The 17774-nt window shown below is 29.9% G+C and carries 14 protein-coding genes; 5 read left to right on the top strand and 9 right to left on the bottom strand.

The window, feature by feature from the left end; genetic code table 11:
- Window positions 1-43 precede the first annotated feature (43 nt).
- The 4 genes from BQ5450_RS06165 to BQ5450_RS06150 all read left to right on the top strand — a co-directional run bounded on the left by BQ5450_RS06165 (window position 44) and on the right by BQ5450_RS06150 (window position 5089).
- A complete protein-coding gene (locus BQ5450_RS06165; protein WP_071126304.1) occupies window positions 44-1339 on the top strand; it encodes a metal ABC transporter substrate-binding protein in 1296 nt (431 codons plus the stop codon).
- A 2-nt stretch (window positions 1340-1341) separates the two neighbouring features.
- Window positions 1342-2016, top strand: a complete 675-nt coding sequence (locus tag BQ5450_RS06160) for a metal ABC transporter ATP-binding protein (protein ID WP_071126303.1) — start codon at window positions 1342-1344, stop codon at window positions 2014-2016.
- Window positions 2003-2812, top strand: coding sequence for a metal ABC transporter permease (locus BQ5450_RS06155; RefSeq protein WP_071126302.1), 810 nt, complete (start codon window positions 2003-2005; stop codon window positions 2810-2812). Before BQ5450_RS06160 ends, BQ5450_RS06155 begins: the two co-directional genes overlap by 14 nt.
- A 273-nt stretch (window positions 2813-3085) precedes the next feature.
- Entirely contained in the window at window positions 3086-5089 is a 2004-nt protein-coding gene (locus BQ5450_RS06150) for a C69 family dipeptidase (protein ID WP_071126301.1), read from the top strand.
- Window positions 5090-5205: 116 nt separating this feature from the next.
- On the opposite strand, the gene ftsH is transcribed toward BQ5450_RS06150, so the two are convergent.
- From ftsH to folE, 9 genes are all read right to left on the bottom strand, one after another.
- The gene (gene ftsH, locus BQ5450_RS06145; protein ID WP_071126300.1) at window positions 5206-7047 is read right to left on the bottom strand and encodes an ATP-dependent zinc metalloprotease FtsH; all 1842 of its coding nucleotides are present in this window, start codon (window positions 7045-7047) and stop codon (window positions 5206-5208) included.
- 91 nt (window positions 7048-7138) lie between these two features.
- A complete protein-coding gene (locus BQ5450_RS06140) occupies window positions 7139-8179 on the bottom strand; it encodes a ribonucleotide-diphosphate reductase subunit beta (RefSeq protein ID WP_010245271.1) in 1041 nt (346 codons plus the stop codon).
- 14 nt (window positions 8180-8193) lie between these two features.
- Window positions 8194-10722 carry a ribonucleoside-diphosphate reductase subunit alpha gene (locus BQ5450_RS06135; protein ID WP_071126299.1) on the bottom strand — a complete coding sequence of 843 codons (2529 nt, stop codon included), beginning with the start codon at window positions 10720-10722 and terminating at the stop codon, window positions 8194-8196.
- Between the two features lie 206 nt (window positions 10723-10928).
- Window positions 10929-12662, bottom strand: coding sequence for a copper amine oxidase N-terminal domain-containing protein (locus BQ5450_RS06130; RefSeq protein ID WP_071126298.1), 1734 nt, complete (start codon window positions 12660-12662; stop codon window positions 10929-10931).
- A 415-nt stretch (window positions 12663-13077) separates the two neighbouring features.
- The gene (locus BQ5450_RS06125) at window positions 13078-13779 is read right to left on the bottom strand and encodes a hypothetical protein (RefSeq protein ID WP_010245280.1); all 702 of its coding nucleotides are present in this window, start codon (window positions 13777-13779) and stop codon (window positions 13078-13080) included.
- Window positions 13780-13795: 16 nt separating this feature from the next.
- Window positions 13796-14371, bottom strand: coding sequence for a glycoside hydrolase family 73 protein (locus tag BQ5450_RS06120; protein ID WP_010245281.1), 576 nt, complete (start codon window positions 14369-14371; stop codon window positions 13796-13798).
- Window positions 14361-15179: a 2-amino-4-hydroxy-6-hydroxymethyldihydropteridine diphosphokinase gene (gene folK, locus BQ5450_RS06115; RefSeq protein WP_010245284.1), complete on the bottom strand. Its 819-nt coding sequence runs from the start codon at window positions 15177-15179 to the stop codon at window positions 14361-14363. Before folK ends, BQ5450_RS06120 begins: the two co-directional genes overlap by 11 nt.
- A gap of 10 nt (window positions 15180-15189) precedes the next feature.
- Window positions 15190-15669, bottom strand: a complete 480-nt coding sequence (locus BQ5450_RS06110; RefSeq protein WP_010245286.1) for an HD domain-containing protein — start codon at window positions 15667-15669, stop codon at window positions 15190-15192.
- A complete protein-coding gene (folE, locus tag BQ5450_RS06105; protein WP_010245287.1) occupies window positions 15669-16223 on the bottom strand; it encodes a GTP cyclohydrolase I FolE in 555 nt (184 codons plus the stop codon). The genes BQ5450_RS06110 and folE overlap by 1 nt, the downstream gene beginning before the upstream one ends.
- A 181-nt stretch (window positions 16224-16404) precedes the next feature.
- Here folE and BQ5450_RS06100 point away from each other — a divergent pair, with 181 nt between their 5' ends.
- Window positions 16405-17766: a D-alanyl-D-alanine carboxypeptidase family protein gene (locus BQ5450_RS06100; RefSeq protein WP_071126297.1), complete on the top strand. Its 1362-nt coding sequence runs from the start codon at window positions 16405-16407 to the stop codon at window positions 17764-17766.
- Window positions 17767-17774: the final 8 nt, after the last annotated feature.

The raw sequence follows: 17774 nt of genomic DNA, 5'->3' as shown, positions 1-17774 counted from the left end.
GATTTTTATCGGGGATAAATTTTTTTAATTGAGAGGAGATAATATGTCAAAAATAAAAAAAATTTTTTTAATAATTTTAATGTTCTCTTCTTTAGTAGCTTGTGACAATGAAAAAAATATAGATGATAGACCTGTGGTTTACACTTCTTTTTATCCTGTTTACAGTCTAACTAAAAGTGTAGTTGGAGATACTGTGGATCTTAGAATGTTTATGCCAAAAAATCAAGACCCTCATTTGTGGGAGCCTACTCCCAAAAAAATCAAGGAACTGTCTAATGCTAATCTTTTGATAATAAATGGTGCCAACATGGAAAATTGGGCAGACAACATTTCTAAAACTCTACCTAATTTGGATATTCTAAATCTGGCAAGTGGTGTAAATTTAATATCTTATAAAGGTGCTGCAGCTATGGGAGATTTTCAATATATGGTAAAAGGTAGCTTTGATAGAGAAACTTATTCCTTTGATTTTGGACACACTCACGAGGACAATATGCGAATTGCCTTCTTATATTGTGACAAAGATTATTCTGAAAAAGAACTCGTTAAAATAGGTCGCAAACTAATGGAAGATATTGGAGAAGATATTCCTCAAAAAAATTTAATTAATGTAGAGGATAAAAAAGTTTATAAATTAGAGATGGGTCACGAACATGGAGAAATATATTATAAACTTCCTAAAAAAGGAAAGTGGATTATGTTTAGTGACAGAGTTTCTACAGATTTATTATCTTATAAAATGCTTAACTCGCATGGAGAAGACCTTAATTTAGAAATACTAAGAGATACTTCCACAACTAATGAGGACAAAATAACTTATGATCCCCATTCGTGGATGAGCATTAGAAATGCCAAGAGATATGTAAATGACATTGAATATAAAATGAGCAAGCTATATCCAGAAAATGCAAAAATATACAGAAAAAATGCTTCCAAAACTTTAAGAGAGCTAACAGAGTTAGACTATAAGTACAGAGATTTATTTAAAAATACAAAGAGAAAGGAATTTATAGTAAGCCACTTTGCCTTTGCATATTTGGCAAAGGATTTTGACCTAATTCAATACCCTCTGCAATCTCTTACAAGCATGGATTCTCCAAGTATTAAAAAACTCACAAAAGTAATTGACGATTCTAGGTCCAAAAATATCAACACAATTTTTTATGAATATGGAATGCCAAAAAACGGTTCTGATATTATAGCTGAAGAAATTGATGCTGATTTAAAGGGACTTATCTCCATGGAATACCTTAATAAAGATATTGAAAGAGATATTGGAGAAGATTTTATAGACATAATGGAATACAACTTAAAAACTATATACGATTCATTGAGGTGACTATGAAGGCAATAGAAATACAAAATGCAAATTTTTCCTACGATAGTGATCCTATTCTAAAAGACTTAAATTTAACTGTTAATAATAAAGAAAAAATCACTATAATTGGAGGAAATGGAGTTGGAAAAACAACCCTAATTAAAATAATTGTAGGTGAACTAAAACTTAACAGTGGAACTATTAAAATTTTTGAAGATGATTTAAATTCTAATTCATTAAAAAGAATCGGCTATGTCCCACAATCTCAAAAAGAAAATCTGTATACTTTTCCCATAACCGTAAAAGAACTTGTAACTTTACAACTCTACGACAGTTTCGGAAAATTTAAAATCCCAAGAAAAACTCACTATGATAAAACAATAAGCTTATTAAAAAAAATGAATTTGGAAAAATATCAAAATTATCCCATAAGAGAATTATCTGGAGGACTTAGGCAGAGAGTAATTATAGCAAGAGCTCTTATGAACAGTCCTGATATTTTAATTTTTGACGAACCTACATCAGGTGTCGATGAAAATTCAAAGACACAGTTTGCACAAACTATTGAAAACTTAAATAAAAATTTTAATGTTTCCATAGTTTTGATAACTCACGAATTAGATTGGGTCAAAAATAATCTAAAAATGGACTGCATTTATGAACTTAAAAAAGGAGGTCTTATAAATGTTTCAATATAATTTTATGATTAGAACTCTCGCCGTTTCTCTTATGATTTCAATAATAATACCTCTAATAGGAATAGTAATTGTTAATCGCGGGACTTCCATGATGGGAGATGCTCTTTCCCATGTATCTTTAGCAGGAGTAGCAATAGGCCTTATTTTATCAATAAATCCTCTAATCGGTGCTATAATAGCTTGTATAATTGGTGCTTTTTCAATAGAAAAAATTAGAAAAAGATTTCCACAATTTGGAGATATGGCAACTGCTATAATTACATCAATAGGACTAGGTCTTGCAGCGGTTCTTTCTGATTTTTCTCCTGGAGGCAACAGTTTTGATGCCTATTTATTTGGAAGTATTGCCTCAGTTTCAAAATCAGATGTAATAATAGTCCTTGTAACTTTTATTCTCGTAGTCTTAACTTCATTTATTTATTACTTTGGACTTCTAAGCATTGCAGTTGATAAACAACTTGCAAAGATGAGTGGGGTAAATGTAGAAAAAATTAATTCTATTTTCACATTTCTTTCTGCAATAACTATTGCACTTTCTGCAAAAATAATTGGAGCTTTAATGGTAACTTCTCTTATAGTTTTACCTGTGGCATCATCTCTTCTTATAAGTAAAAGCTACAAAAAAACTTTTATGAACACAATTATATTGGGAATAATCTACACTCTTTCTGGCGTGACAGTTTCTTATTATTTTGATGTAAAACCAGGAGGAGCAATTGTAATTATTGCATCAATTGGAATGCTTTTATGTCTTTTAATTTCAAAAATTAAATACAAAAACACATCTAAAAAATAATTTTTATAAAATTTTAAACTAGAAATACATCTGTAAAGTTTAAAACCTATGGATGTATTTCTTTATTAAAACATAAAATTAAACTCTGATATTCTTATTTTTGCAATCCTTTTCACTTGTTATCCATAAAAATTATAGTACTTAATTAAAACATTGACACATAAACACACTAGTGGTACTTTATATTTATAAGATTTCTTTATAGATTTGTATTTCTATATTAGGAAAACAATTTTATTTTAAAGAAATTTAATTACTTTTTAGGAGGTTATTATGAAAAAAAATAAGAAAAAAATTCTAGTTGCAGGCCTTGTTTCTGCTCTTGTTTTATCAATGGCACAAAGTACTTTCGCCTGCACAGGCATTATTGTAGGAAAGGATCTCACAGATGATGGATCTTTTATCTTTGGAAGAACTGAAGATTATCAAAGAAATAGAACTATGCGTCTTGTAACTCACCCTCGTGGAGAAATGAAAAAAGGAGACAAATTAGTTGATGTAAACAATGGATTTGAATACATACATAAAGAAGACTCAATGAAGTTCTTCTCAACTCCTGACTCAAGTGCAAAACCAAAGGACATGGAACAAGGTGTTTATGATGCGGCAGGCTACAATGAAGCTGGTGTTGGGATTTTCTGTACAGTTTCTGCAGATCCATCAGAAGAAATTGAAAAAGCTGATCCTTTTGTAAAAACTGGTGTAAATGAAGCAAGCATGACTACATTTTTACTTGCACATGCAAAATCTGCAAAGGGTGCAATAGAACTTTTGGCAGATACAATTGACAAACAAGGTGCTTCAATGGGTGACATTGTTGCTTTTGGAGATCAAGATGAAGTTTGGTATATGGAAATTTATTCTGGCCACCAATATGTTGCAATAAAATACCCTGCTGACAAATTCAGTATTTTCCCAAATGATTTTTGGCTTGGCGGAGTTGATTTAAATGACAAAGAAAATGTAATCGCATCAAAAGATATTGTAAAAGTTGCCAAAGATGCAAACACTTATGTTGAAACTGAAGATGGTCTAATGCACATGGCTGCATCTTACGGTCCAAAAGAAATTTCAGACACAAGTCGTTCAAGAATTTGGTCTGGTATTCACGATTTAGACCCTAATTCAAAGGTTCCTTACGATGCAAGGAGATTTGATTTATTAAACGACTTATCTGATGGCAGTGAAAAAATTGATATAAATCACGCACTAAATGTATTTAGAAATAGATTTGAAGGAACAGATTATATTCCATCCGACAATAAAGCTGAAAGAAAAGCACACCCTGACACTCACAAAAGACCAATTGGAAGTATTAACACAATGCAAGCACATATATTTCAAATAAAAGAAGACTATCCAAAGGATGCTCCTGGAATTATGTGGATGACTCTTGGAAGCCCATTAAATATTCCTTGGATTCCAATTTTCCCTGACATCAATGATTCAACAGACGCTTGCAAAAATAACTCTCCAGTATATGATGCAAATTCATACTACTGGGTTGGATCTTCTGTAAATGATTTAGTTTCAGGAAATAGAGAAGAACTTGGAGATTCTACTCGCAAAAAAATAACTGAATACGAAGAAAAAGTTATGAAAGAACTTCCAGAAGTTGAAAAAGAATGGAAAGAACTTTATTCAAAGGACAAAGAAAAGGCTGCAGAATTTTCTACAAAGAAAACAATGGAATGGGAAAAAGAAGTTTTTGAACTTGAAAAAGGACTTCAAAATGAACTTTCAGAAATTTCAAAAACAGATTTAATCGACCACTGGGCAAGAAAACCAATTCTTGAAGCAATGGGCAAAAAATTAATGCTCGGCACAAGCGATTTAAAATTCTCTCCAAATGAAAAAATAACTCGTGGTGAATTTATCACTATCTTGGGAAGACTTGAAAAAATTGACATAGCAAAATATTCTGAAATCAAAGATAAAAATATCGAAGCTGGAAAATTCTACACAGAATATATGAACTGGGCAGTAGAAAATAAATTACTTCCAAAAACTTCAAAAGCTCTTGCATCAGAAAATATAACTCGTGAAGAAATGGCTTATACTTTGGCATCTTATCTAAAATTAAAAGGAGATGATACTGCAACACTTAAAGCAGTAGTATTTGATGACCAAAAAGAAATTTCTGACTGGGCCTTTGCAGATATTGAATTCTTAGTTAATAAAGGCATTCTAAGTGGAACTTCAAATAACAAATTCTCACCAAAGGAAAATCTAACAAGAGCAGAAGTTGCACAAATAATTTCAAATCTTTCAAAATAATTTAAACTTTTTGCAACAAAATCCTAGAGCCTAAAAACTCTAGGATTTTATTTTTGTTTAATTTCTTATGATAGATTATAAAATTAATATCCAAATTTCACATTAGAATACCGAAATTATTCTTCATCTAAATCAACATATTTTGCTAAAATTTCCATAAACTCCTTTCCTGTAATTGTTTCTTCTTCTAACAAGTACTCTGAAAGTTCTTTCATGGCATCTCTATTATTTGCAATCATCTTTCTTGCATCTTCTTGAGCAGACTTTATTATTTTAACTGTCAAGTCGTCAATCTCTTTTCTCGTTTCTTCAGAACAATTTATATTTCCTTCATCACCCATATATCTTGATCCATTTTCTTGAAATTTAACCATTCCAAATTCATCAGCCATACCATATCGCGTTATCATAGATCTTGCAGTGTCTGTCGCCTTTTCTATATCATTTGCTGCACCTGTTGATACTTCGTTAAATATAACTTCTTCTGCTGCACGACCTCCACATAGAGTTCTTATGTGATTTAACAAGTCATCTCTTGTGTACAAATTTTTTTCATCCTTTGGAACTTGCATTGTGTATCCAAGTGCCCCAGATGTTCTTGGTATTATCGTAATTTTTTCCACTGGCTCTGAATGACTTTGTAGTGCTGATACAAGAGCGTGACCAATTTCGTGATAAGCCACTCTCTTCTTCTCTTCTGGAGATAAAATATCTTGCTTTCTTTGTGCTCCTGCAATTACAACTTCTATGGATTCTTGAATGTCTTCTTGTCTAACTTTGTCATGACCCATTCTAACTGCACGAAGAGCTGCTTCATTTAAAATATTTGCAAGTTGTGCACCTGATGCTCCAGCTGTTGATCTTGCAATAAGTGAATAGTCTATATCATCATCCATTTGATATTTTCTTGCATGAACTTTTAAAATTTCAATTCTATCTTTTAGCGTTGGAAGTTCAACTCTTATTTGTCTATCAAATCTTCCTGGTCTTAAAAGTGCAGGATCTAAAATTTCAGGTCTATTTGTCGCTGCAAGCATTACTATTCCAATATTTCCATCAAAACCATCCATCTCCGATAAAAGCTGATTTAATGTTTGTTCTCTTTCGTCATTTCCTGATATTCCTGCACTGTCTCTCTTCTTCCCAATTGTGTCAATTTCGTCAATAAATATAATACATGGTGCATTTTTCTTCGCTTCATCAAATAACTCTCTTACCTTTGCAGCACCTCGCCCAACAAACATCTCAACAAATTCAGAACCTGCTATTGAAAAGAAAGGCACATGACTTTCTCCAGCAACTGCCCTTGCAAGAAGTGTCTTACCAGTTCCTGGAGGACCTACTAACAATGCTCCCTTTGGACACTTTGCACCAATTTTTGTATATTTTTCAGGATTTTTTAAATAATCTACAATTTCAACAAGAGATTCTTCTGCCTCTTCTTGCCCTGCGACATCATCAAAATTTACAGTTTCTCCAGTTGGTTCATACTTTTCAATTTTTTTGCCACCAAAAATTCCTCCAGCAGCTCCTCCAATGTTTTCCATTCTCTTACTAAAAGTTCTTTGAAGCATAAAGAATAATAAAATTGGAAATCCCCATGTCATTATAAATGACATAAATAAACTTGGTTTTTCTGTAATTTCTGCACTATAATCAACATTCTCTTTATCTAAATCTCTTACTATGTCTGGATCTTCCATTTTTCCAGTTTTATAAACTTTTTCGTCATCTTTTAATTTATAAAGTATTTCAGATTCCTTAAAACTCACTTCTTTAATTTTATTTTCACTTAAATCTCTTCTGAAATCTGAATAAGATACATTTTCTATGCGATTTTGTGAAAGTATTGGAAGAATAAGCCAGTTAAGTGCAAAAACTGCTAAAATAGCAATTAAATAATATCTAAGTAAATTGTAATGTGGCTTCTTACCATTATTATTTTTATTTTCTTTCATTTTAACCTCCTAAATTTATTACGATAAAATTAAATCTTTCTTATATTATAAAAACCGGATACAAGATCCGGCTAAACTCAAAATTAAATTATCAAAGGTCATCTTCTATTACAGAAGATTTAGAATAAGCAGATGGCTTTGCCTCGAAGAAGTCTGTCTTTATTTGATTTGGATCAGAATATTCACTAACCCACTTCATAGATTCAGGCTCTTCTGTGTTTTTTGAAAACAAATTTCCAAAACCCAAATTTCTTGAACGCAAGTTGCCAAGATACATTATATAATCCTCGATCATTTTCTCATTTAGACCTCTAATTTCATCGCCTATGACATATTTACCCCAAGAAATTTCTTCCTCAACACCTTTTTTAAGCATTTCTTTATATTCTTTTACGTTTTCATCAGTAAAAATTTCTGGATTTTCCTTTTTCATTTCTAAAATAATACTTCTAAATAACCAAAGATGTGTGTTTTCATCTCTATTTATATATCTTATCTCAGAAACTGTGCCAGGCATTTTACCCATTCTACCAAGATTATAGAAAAAAGAAAAACCTGAATAAAAATAAATTCCCTCTAAAATATAATTTGCAATTAGTGCTTTCATGAAATTATCCAAACTTTCATCTTCATAAAAATCTTGGTACTGATCTCCAATAAATTTATTTCTCTTTAAAAGAAATTCATCATCTTTATATTGATACAAAATATCTTCTCTCTCTTCTGGTGAACAAATTGTATCCAAAATATAGGAATAGGATTGAGAGTGAATTGACTCTTGATAGCCTTGAATTGAAAGACAAAGATTTATTTCATTTGCAGTTATATAAGACTGTAACTTAGGTATTTGTGCAGTTTGAAGAGAATCAAGATAGATTAAAAAGGATAAAATTTTATCATATGCAGTTTTTTCATACTTATCTAAATTTCTATAATCTTTTATATCTTGATTTAAATTAATTTCTTCTGGTATCCAAAAATTATTCATAGCTTGTCGATACCAATCGCTAGTCCAGCTGTACTTTAAATTGTTAAAATCATTTAAATTTGTAGTATTTCCATTAATTACTCTTCTTTTTGAGGTTTCAATATCTCCATTTTCATTAAAAAGACCTCTCTTCGAAAGTTTCATAACTCCTCCTTAAATTATGATGCACAATAATCGCATTCTTCAACTTCTAATGACTTACTTCTGACATAGTAAACTGATTTTATTTTTTCCTTTGCCGCTTTTATATAAAGATTTAAAATTTTTCTCATTGTAAAATCCGTAGTTATATAAAAATTAATTGACTGAGATTGGTCAATATGCCTTTGCCTAATTGCAGCAGCCTCTATTAAAAAATTTTGGTCTAATTCATGAGCATTTTCATATAACCAAAAAGTCTGTGGAGTTAAATCTGGAGCAACTCTAGGAAGGATTGACCCTTTTTTCTCTTCCAAGAAATACCTACTCATAACAGGATCAACACCAGCTGTTGTAGCAGAAATAATAGAAGTAGAACCAGTTGGCGCAACAGCCATTATATAACCATTTCTAAGTCCATTATTTTTTACATCTTCTCTTAACTTTTGCCATTTTTCATCATTGTAATCTCTTAAATCAAAATAATCTCCACTTTGCCAATCAGAGCCTTCAAAGAAATTATAAAATCCTTTTTCCTTTGCAATTTCCATTGAAGCACTAATTGCATGGTAATTTATTCTTTCATAAACATCATCAGCCCACTTTAAATGTTCTTCTATATCTGAAAAAGCGATACCTGATCTCACAAGTGCATGATGATAACCACTTGTTCCAAGTCCAATTGACCTATATTTTCTATTTGTCACTTTGGCATAGGGAACTGGATAGTAATTTAAATCAATTACATTGTCAAGAGCCCTTACAGTTGTAGAAACAATATCCCTTAACTCTTTATCGTCTTCTAAATCAATATTTCCGAGGACAAGTGAAGCAAGATTACATACAACAAAATCTCCAGATTTAATTCTATTAACTATTACTTCATCGCCATCCACAGTTTCTATTTTAGTATCTAAAGTTTCAATTGCAGACATATTTTGCATAATTTCTGTGCATAAATTTGAAGAATAAATAATTCCCTTGTGCTTATTTGGATTCATTTCATTTACATTATCCCTATAAAAAGCAAAAGGCGTTCCTGTTTCTGTAAGTGATTTAATTATAAGCCTTACTAAATCCTTTACGCTCATTTCACGTCTTGAAATATTTTTATCTTCAATACATTCTCTATATTTTTCTTCCCATTCTTTTCCATAAAAATCTTCAAGAGCATAACCCTTTTTTTCCAAAACTTCGTGAGGATCAAACATATACCAAGTAGCATTTATATCTTTTTCAGCCAGTTCAAAAAACAAATTTGGATAACAAATTGCAGGGAAAATATCATGAGCCTTCATTCTGTCATCTCCATTATTTGTCCTAAGTTGCAAAAATTCTGGAATATCCTTGTGCCACACGTCGAGATAACAAGCAACTGAGCCTTGTCTAACACCAAGTTGGTCCACAGCAACAGCAGTGTCATTGGCAAGTTTAATCCATCTGATTACACCACCAGCAACACCCTTAAACCCTCTTATATCAGAACCTGTTGCACGAACTTTTCCAAAATAAAGTCCCATTCCTCCACCATGCTTAGAAACTTGTGCAAAATTATCAATTGAACGATAAATTCCCTTTAAGGTATCTGGCACTGTGTCAATAAAACAAGATGAAAGTTGGTTGTAGGGCTTTCTCGCATTTGACATAGTAGGTGTTGCAACAGTTACTTTTAGCGTTGAATAGATGTCGTAAAATTTTTTTGCCCAATAAATTTTATTTTTCTCTGGAATGGCAAGGTGCATTGCAATACCCATAAACATCTCTTGAATGCTTTCAACAAATCTACCATCATGACTTCTTATAACATATCTTTTTATTAAAAGATCAAGGCCAGAGTAATTTAAAAGTCTATTCCTAGAATTATCAATATATTCTTCAAGTTCTAAAATTTCTTCTCTAGAATAATTTTCTAAAATATATTTTCCGTAAAGATTTCTTTCAGTTAAAAATTTTATTTTTTCATAGAAATTATTAATTTCGAACTTTTCCAAATTTTTTGCAATTTTCTTTTCCAAATCATAATTTAAAAATAACGCAGCAATAAATTCCCATTTAGGGGAATCCTTGTCAGTTAATTCACTTGCCGCTTTTATAATTTCAGAGAGATAAGCATCCTCAGATTGATCTTTTTTGACAAAAGATTCAAACTTGTTGTATAAATTTTCAAGCTCATATTTTTTAGGATCGTAATTTTTTCTCACATATTTTAAAATTTTTAGCACATTTTCATCTTTAATATAATTTGCAAACTTGTCTAAAATTTGTCTTTCTTCAGAATGTCTATTTCTATAAAGAATATATGCCTTTACAACATCAATTTGCTTTTCATCAATTAACTTTAACTCAACTAAATCTTGAATCTCTTCAACAGTTGGTGGGTTTTTTGGATCATAATTTTTCAATAACTCCTCTTTTATATCAAGAGCATAATTATTTATTACAGAATCATCATAAGCCCTATCAACCGAATCGTAAGCTTTTTCAATTGCATTTTTTATCTTTAAATGATCGAAAGTGTCCTCCCTCTTATCTCTCTTTAATATCTTCATGAATCCTCCATATAGTATATTCTTATTAATTTTATTTCAAATACTACTATATAGTATCACAACAGAAATAACTTATAAACTTATAAATAGATTAAAAATAAAAAAATATCGGCATAAACTGTATAAGAAAAAACTGACATTAAAATTATCAAATAATAAAAAACCCCAAAATCAATAATTTTGAGGTTTTGTGACTTTATATAATTTTATTTTACTACTGAAAATAAAATTTTTGCTACTTTCTCTGCAGACTTTTCTGTTTTTTCTACAATTTTTTCGTCTTTAGTTTCCTTTTCTTCAGAATCTTCTCCTAAAGCTCCTTCCATTTCCTTTTTAACTTCATCTTGATATTTTTTTAAAAGTTCTGGATCTTTGTCAAGATCAGCCTTAGCTGCAAGAATTTTATCTAATTCTTCACCTTCATAAAGATCTTTTAAAGTTTCTTCTATTTCTTCATCTTTTTGACCAGATGATTTCATAGAAGCTATCATTTTATAATTTTCTTCTTTTTCTAATTCTTGAAGTTTTGTTTCTAATTCTTTTTCAGTAATATTAAAGATATCAACTATTGGCATTCCTTCGTTTGCATCGTATTTAACCTTATAACCAAAAGCTTCAGATACAAATCTTACTGGAATATAAGTTTTATCATTAATAATTGTAGCTGGTGAATCAAGCTTAACTTCTTTTCCATTTACAAGAGCCTTATTAGAATCAATCTTTAAAACAATCTTATCATTATCTTTTGAAACTGTTACTGTTCTATCTTTTCCATTCCATTCAACTTTAGCGCCAATTTTTTCATAGAAAGCACGAGCAGCTAACATTGTTCTTTCATTAATAATCTTTGGAAGAGCTTCTGGATCTTCAAAAGTTATATCTTCTCCATTTACTCTCACTGTAACAAGACTTGAATTCATTCCTGGCATTATTAGTTTCATATATTCGTCCATAGTTAATTTTTTAACTGATGTAGGGAAATTGATTTTAACATTCTCATCTTTTGTTGTCACAGTATTTCCTTTAACAGAAACTTTTACAAAATTTGAAACGCTAACTTTCATTCCAATTTCTTGTATATATTTATTTTCTTCAAAAGTTGTCTTTTCTGAAATATTTGAACCTTTTAGCATTTCTTTTATTTCAGAAGCAGAATTTACTAAATCTTCTCTTTTGTATTCTTTATTAAGCTCCTTAAAATCTTTCTTTTCTTCATCATTAATTGGGAGCCCAGCTTTATCTACAATTGCTAGCACATCTTTAGAAACAGTGTCCCAATTTTTCATAACATTATCAGATGCTTTAATAAATTCGTCAATTATTTGATCACTTGTAGCATTTAATGTATAAGTATTTCCATTTACTTCATAGTCGATACCTTGTTTAGCATCTCCTAATGCTACATCCATTAATTTTAATAAATCGGATTTAAATTCTTCAGAACTAAAATATTTAGCTGATTTAGGTGAAAGACCATTACCTTCACTAGATATTGAAATATAATCTTCTTTAATATCTTTTACGGCTTCTTTATTGACAGCAAAAATATTTTTGGACATAATAATTTCATTGTCTTTTACAAACACATCAATTTTCATATTGTTTGGGATATCTTCAATCTCTTTTTTATCTTCTGTATTCTTTAAATCTTTTTCAAAAACTTTTTTTACATCTTGAAGATTCATGTCCATAATTACATGAGCCCTGTCTTGTCCCAATTGTTCTCCTGTGAGTTTTATAGGTAACTTTACATTTACCATTTCATTTGATTTAGGATCTTTAATTTCAAAATCGTAATCAAGTTTTCCCGAAACTTTTGAACCCTCCCAATTGGAAACTTTTCCTGCGGCATCTAAATATGACACAGTATTTGCACTACAAGCTCCAAGCGTTATTGCAGCCATTAGTGCTAATAAAATAACTAAAATTTTCTTTTTCATAAAAACCTCCTCATAACATATTTATATACTACTATAAAGGATTTTTGATTACAAGTTAAAATAAAATTACAATTTAGTAAAATATTAATAGAAGTTCATTTTAAAATATATAGAATTATATTTAGATTTATTGCGTTTAAAACAAAAAAAAGGACTCAACGAGAGTCCCTCAATAAATTATTTTAAATTGTTATATATCTATAGCTTAAACATCTCCCGAATTAAGCATTCAAACTTTTAGCACTTAGCTACTATTAAATGAGATATCTTGCTACTCTTCCCTTTCGGGATAAAATAAAACTTGTCATTGGAATCACCTTTTCTTAGTAACCAATTTTGTTTTCTCAAGCTAGCTTGATTATATTATAAAGCTTCCATTTCACTTTGTCAAATGTTTTCCTCAAAACTCTTTACTTTAAAAATTAACTTTGCTTTTCTCAATTTTTTCATTTTTTAGAGCAACATTTATTACTTCTTTTGCTTTTTTTAGAGAGTTTTCTGAGCCAATATTAATTCTATAATTTTTTGAATTCTCTCTTCCTTTTATAACTAACTCTTTGTCTTTTGACTCAGAAATTGATTTCATACTGTCATAGGAAAAATGATAATTTCCTAAAATCATTCCATTTTCATATGATCCAACCACTGTTCCCAATTTATCATTTCCATCTCTAAAAGATGATTTTCTCGGTATTTCGTATATATCTGTTTCTTTTTCTTCTTTTTGTGGAAATTTTCCATTTTGGAGATTTATAAGAAATACCACAAATACTAGTATTACGAGAATTGGATTGGATAAAGCATCTACTATTTTTACATCTTTTACATACATTTGTTGCAAGAAATAAATATTTACTAAAATTAAAAATCCAAGGTAGACAAATATATTCAAATTGTAAGTTTTTTTATTTATATTTAAATTTTCAAGTTTTTTTATTTTTTTATAATTTGCTATAAAGTCCACTGCTGTCATTATAAATAAATAATTTACAACTGCCCACATAAATGAGTACAAAAACGCACTCTTCCCCATATAATTTTTCATTCCTGAAACACTAAGACTAAATGGTATTAGTATTGAAATTGCAAGAATTATATTTGATTTTTTCTTTGTCAAGTTTTTCTCCTTTTTATTACTTTACATCGTCATATTTATTTAAGTTATATTTTTCAATTACTGAAATCACTTTATTTTTATAATCTGGATCTGTGGCATAGCCACCTTCTATTATATACTGTATAGCCTCTTCATAATTTTTGGCAGTTTTTACCTTTTCATATCTCTTCGCTTCTGTTAAAAGTTTCGCATAGTGTAGGAAGGAGTCTTTCTTAGATGGATACTTTTTAAAGTTTTCCATGTATCTTCCACTTTCTCCCTCTACATATTCTTCTGTTTCAAAGACTATGCCTTCTCCTTTTTTTACTTCTTTTATACCAAAGTAATTATTATATTCTTTTGAAAGCTCCGACCTTCCCCAGTCGCTCTCTAATATTGACTGTGCAAGCATTACAGAAGGAAAAAGTTTATATTTCTTTGATATTTTTACTGCCATAGATGCTGTATCTTCTATATATTTTTGCCTATAATTTTCTTCATCATAAGCTTTTCTATTTGAAGAATTACTTATTAATAAATTCATTATTCCAACAATTACTACAAAAAATACCAAAATTACAAAAAAACCACAGCCAGTTTTTTTAATTTTCATCTTTGGATTCTTTATAAAGTTCACTTATTTTTTTATTTAATATCGGATGAAAATAGTTTGGCATAATTTCGTTTAAAGACTCCAAGACAAATTCACGCTCAGCAATATAAGGATGTGGAACTATCAATTCATCTGTGTAATATATTTCCCTATCTATAAATAAAATATCTAGATCAATTGTTCTTTTTCCCCATTTTTCATGTCTAACTCTACCTAAGTCTATTTCTATTTTCTGTAAAATATGAAGCAAATCTAGTGGATCTTCGTAAGAACTTACCACTACTACTGTATTCAAAAAATCTCCTTGATCAGTCTTTCCCCAAGCTTTTGTTTCTATAATGCTTGCTTTTTTTAATATTTTTAATCCAGATTCTTCCATCATTTTCAGTGCAGATTTTATATAATTTTCTCTGTCGCCAAGATTTGTACCTATACCAATATAATAATTTCTTCTTTTTTTAGTGCATCTTATGGACGCAGAATCAAGTGGCAAATTTATTGGTGCCCAAGGCTTTTTTATTTCTAAATCTACACTCTTAGCTATTTCATAATTGTCGAAAATAAACTTTGTTAATTTGTATCCAAGAGTTTCTACTAAGTCTTCAGTTTCATCCCTGAAAAAATTGTAAAGTTCATGAGATAATTTTCCATAATCAATAGATCTATTCAAATTTTTTTCAATGGCACAGTCCCTAAAACTCATCCCAATTTCTACACTTATTAAAAATTTTTGTCCAAGTTTTTTTTCCTCTTCAAAAAGTCCATGGTTTGCATAAACTTCAAGATCTTTTATTTTGATAAAATCCATAATTCTCCCATCAATAAATTATTTCGTGATTTTTCTTTTCATAGCTCCAATTGCAAGAATTATATGCAGGACATCTAAAACAAGGCCTTGAAAGTTTATCTGCCCTATAAAATATATTAAAAAATTCATCTTCTTGCTTTTCCTTTGTCCTATGATAACTTATGCAATTTAAAATTCTTTTTTTCTCATTTTCAGAAAAATCAGTAATTTTTAAAATTTCTCTTGCAATAATAAGAGAGCCCTCTGCATGATTTATCCCCTCTTTTATTTCAAGCACCCTTCCAAGATCGTGGAGGAGTGCCGTTGTATAAATCATATCTTTACTTATATTAACATTTCCTTCTAATTTTAATATATAGCAAATTCTTGCCACTGATATAAAATGTTCATAATTATGCCTGCAAAAGAATCTGTCTTTTTCTAAATCTTCCAATTCATTTAAATAGTCATTATAAATTTTACTTTTTATAATTTTATTTGTCTCTTTCACTAAAATTCAATCAACCTAAAAGCTTCTTGTTTTTGTTTTTCATCAGTTTCTAGAACACCTCTTGCAACTGATGTAACTGTTTTTGAGCCAGGTTTTTTTACTCCTCTCATATTCATACACATATGCTCTGCTTCTATTACAACTAAAACTCCCTTTGGTTCTAAATATTCCATCATTGCATCCGCAACTTCAATGCTAAGCCTTTCTTGAAGTTGTGGCTTTTTTGCATAAGTTTCTACAGTTCTTGCAAGTTTAGAAAGACCTGCAACTTTTTGATCAGGTATATATGCAATATGTGCTTTTCCATAGAAAGGTAAGAAGTGATGTTCACACATTGAATAAAACTCAATATCTTTTACTACAACTATATTGTCCTCAGTTATTTCAAAAGTTTTTGAAAGATGTTCCTCTGCAGTTTTTCCAATTCCTGCAAAAACTTCTTCATACATTCTAGCAACTCTTGCTGGAGTTTCAATTAGCCCTTCTCTATTTTTGTCTTCTCCAATTGCTTCAATTATCATTTCTACAGCTTCTTCAATTTTTTGTTTATCCATTATAATCTCCTTATAGATTTTATCCCATCAAATTTTATAAAATTTATTATAACACAATAGTACTTATATTTATAACAAATACCCATAAATTAAAATTTATAATAACTAATACAAATTTTGTAAGCTTTTGGTTAATTTACAATTTATTTATAATTTGATACAATATTTTTCGAGGTGTAAGATGAAGAAAATACTTCTGTACTTATATGCAATTATTTTTATTTTTTCTCTTCCTCTAAATGTATTTGCAGAGGAAAACATAAAAAAAGAAAATAATACAAATAAAATAATAGATTCTAATATAAATCTTCCAGAACAAAACTCTGAAATAGATCCAAACGCAGTAAGAAATAAAGATTTTTTAGTTCCAACAGATAAAGGAGTTCAAAAAGCAAATCAATACGAGGCAGATAAAATTAAAAATCTGGAGCAACTTCCCATGGAAAGCTTGACTAAATCATACCTCTTGGGAGATTTTAAGTCTGGAGAAATCATTGAGGGTTACAATTTAGATGAGGTTCGTGCCATGGCATCTACATCAAAACTTGTATCAATTTTTGTAGTGTTAGATAAAATTGAAGATGGATCAATTTCTCTAAATGACGAGGTTGAAATTGATCACGAGGTGGCAATGCTAAATGGATCTTCTTTTAAATTAAAAGCAGGCGATAAAGTTAGTGTAGAAAAACTCCTTAAAGCTTCTCTTGTGGTATCAGGCAATGATGCCATTACAGCTTTAGCAAAACACATCGCTGGTTCTACTGATAATTTTGTAAAAATGATGAACTATAAGTGCGGTGAACTTGGACTTAAAAATGCACATATGGTAAATCCAACTGGACTTACTGATTATGAAATTTTAGACTACAATAAGATGACAACTCGTGAAATGTTTAAACTTGCCTCAGAACTTTTAAAATTTCATCCAGAAATTTTAAAATACACTACAATAACGAAGTTAGAAGAACCTTCGAGAAATTTTATTGAATATAACACAAACCCTGTCCTTGGAATTGTTCCTGAAGTAGATGGATTAAAAACAGGTTATACTAACGCTGCTGGAAGATGTGTCATCTTGACTGGTCTTAAAAAGGGCGAAAAACATAAATCAAAAGATATGCGCCTTATTGGAATAACAACTGGCTCAAATTCTGATTTTGAACGATTTGTCGCATGTAAAAGACTTATAACAAGAGGTTTTGAAGAATATTGTTACAATGCAATAGGCGACACAGAAAAAGAAGTGAGAACTATAGAAATTCCAAATTCTCAAGACAAAAATATTCCTATATATCAAAAAGAAGTTGGCTATGTTTTGTCAAAATCAAATGAAAAATTAAAAGAAATAATAAATATTGATGAAAATTTGGAAGCTCCAATAGAAGCAGGAAGTCCTGTTGGAAAGATTAGTTTTTATAAAAATAATGAATTAATATATAAAACTGACTTAATCGTAAAAGAAAAAGTTTATGAGCAGGGAATGATAAATAAATTTAAGAGAGTCTTTGAAGAAATATTTGTAAATATTGAAAAAGCTGCTTAACTTTTATA

Source organism: Peptoniphilus lacydonensis (assembly GCF_900106515.1).
Lineage (GTDB): Bacteria > Bacillota > Clostridia > Tissierellales > Peptoniphilaceae > Peptoniphilus_A > Peptoniphilus_A lacydonensis.
Note: the sequence above shows the minus strand (reverse complement) of the source record. Positions and strands in the feature narration are given on the sequence as shown.

What these genes read in the sequence shown, in the direction of transcription:
- BQ5450_RS06165 (WP_071126304.1), top strand. Translation starts at nt 44, where the DNA reads ATGTCAAAAATAAAAAAAATTTTTTTAATAATTTTAATGTTCTCTTCT.
- BQ5450_RS06160 (WP_071126303.1), top strand. Translation starts at nt 1,342, where the DNA reads ATGAAGGCAATAGAAATACAAAATGCAAATTTTTCCTACGATAGTGAT.
- BQ5450_RS06155 (WP_071126302.1), top strand. Translation starts at nt 2,003, where the DNA reads ATGTTTCAATATAATTTTATGATTAGAACTCTCGCCGTTTCTCTTATG.
- BQ5450_RS06150 (WP_071126301.1), top strand. Translation starts at nt 3,086, where the DNA reads ATGAAAAAAAATAAGAAAAAAATTCTAGTTGCAGGCCTTGTTTCTGCT.
- ftsH (WP_071126300.1), bottom strand. Translation starts at nt 7,047, where the DNA reads ATGAAAGAAAATAAAAATAATAATGGTAAGAAGCCACATTACAATTTA.
- BQ5450_RS06140 (WP_010245271.1), bottom strand. Translation starts at nt 8,179, where the DNA reads ATGAAACTTTCGAAGAGAGGTCTTTTTAATGAAAATGGAGATATTGAA.
- BQ5450_RS06135 (WP_071126299.1), bottom strand. Translation starts at nt 10,722, where the DNA reads ATGAAGATATTAAAGAGAGATAAGAGGGAGGACACTTTCGATCATTTA.
- BQ5450_RS06130 (WP_071126298.1), bottom strand. Translation starts at nt 12,662, where the DNA reads ATGAAAAAGAAAATTTTAGTTATTTTATTAGCACTAATGGCTGCAATA.
- BQ5450_RS06120 (WP_010245281.1), bottom strand. Translation starts at nt 14,371, where the DNA reads ATGAAAATTAAAAAAACTGGCTGTGGTTTTTTTGTAATTTTGGTATTT.
- folK (WP_010245284.1), bottom strand. Translation starts at nt 15,179, where the DNA reads ATGGATTTTATCAAAATAAAAGATCTTGAAGTTTATGCAAACCATGGA.
- folE (WP_010245287.1), bottom strand. Translation starts at nt 16,223, where the DNA reads ATGGATAAACAAAAAATTGAAGAAGCTGTAGAAATGATAATTGAAGCA.
- BQ5450_RS06100 (WP_071126297.1), top strand. Translation starts at nt 16,405, where the DNA reads ATGAAGAAAATACTTCTGTACTTATATGCAATTATTTTTATTTTTTCT.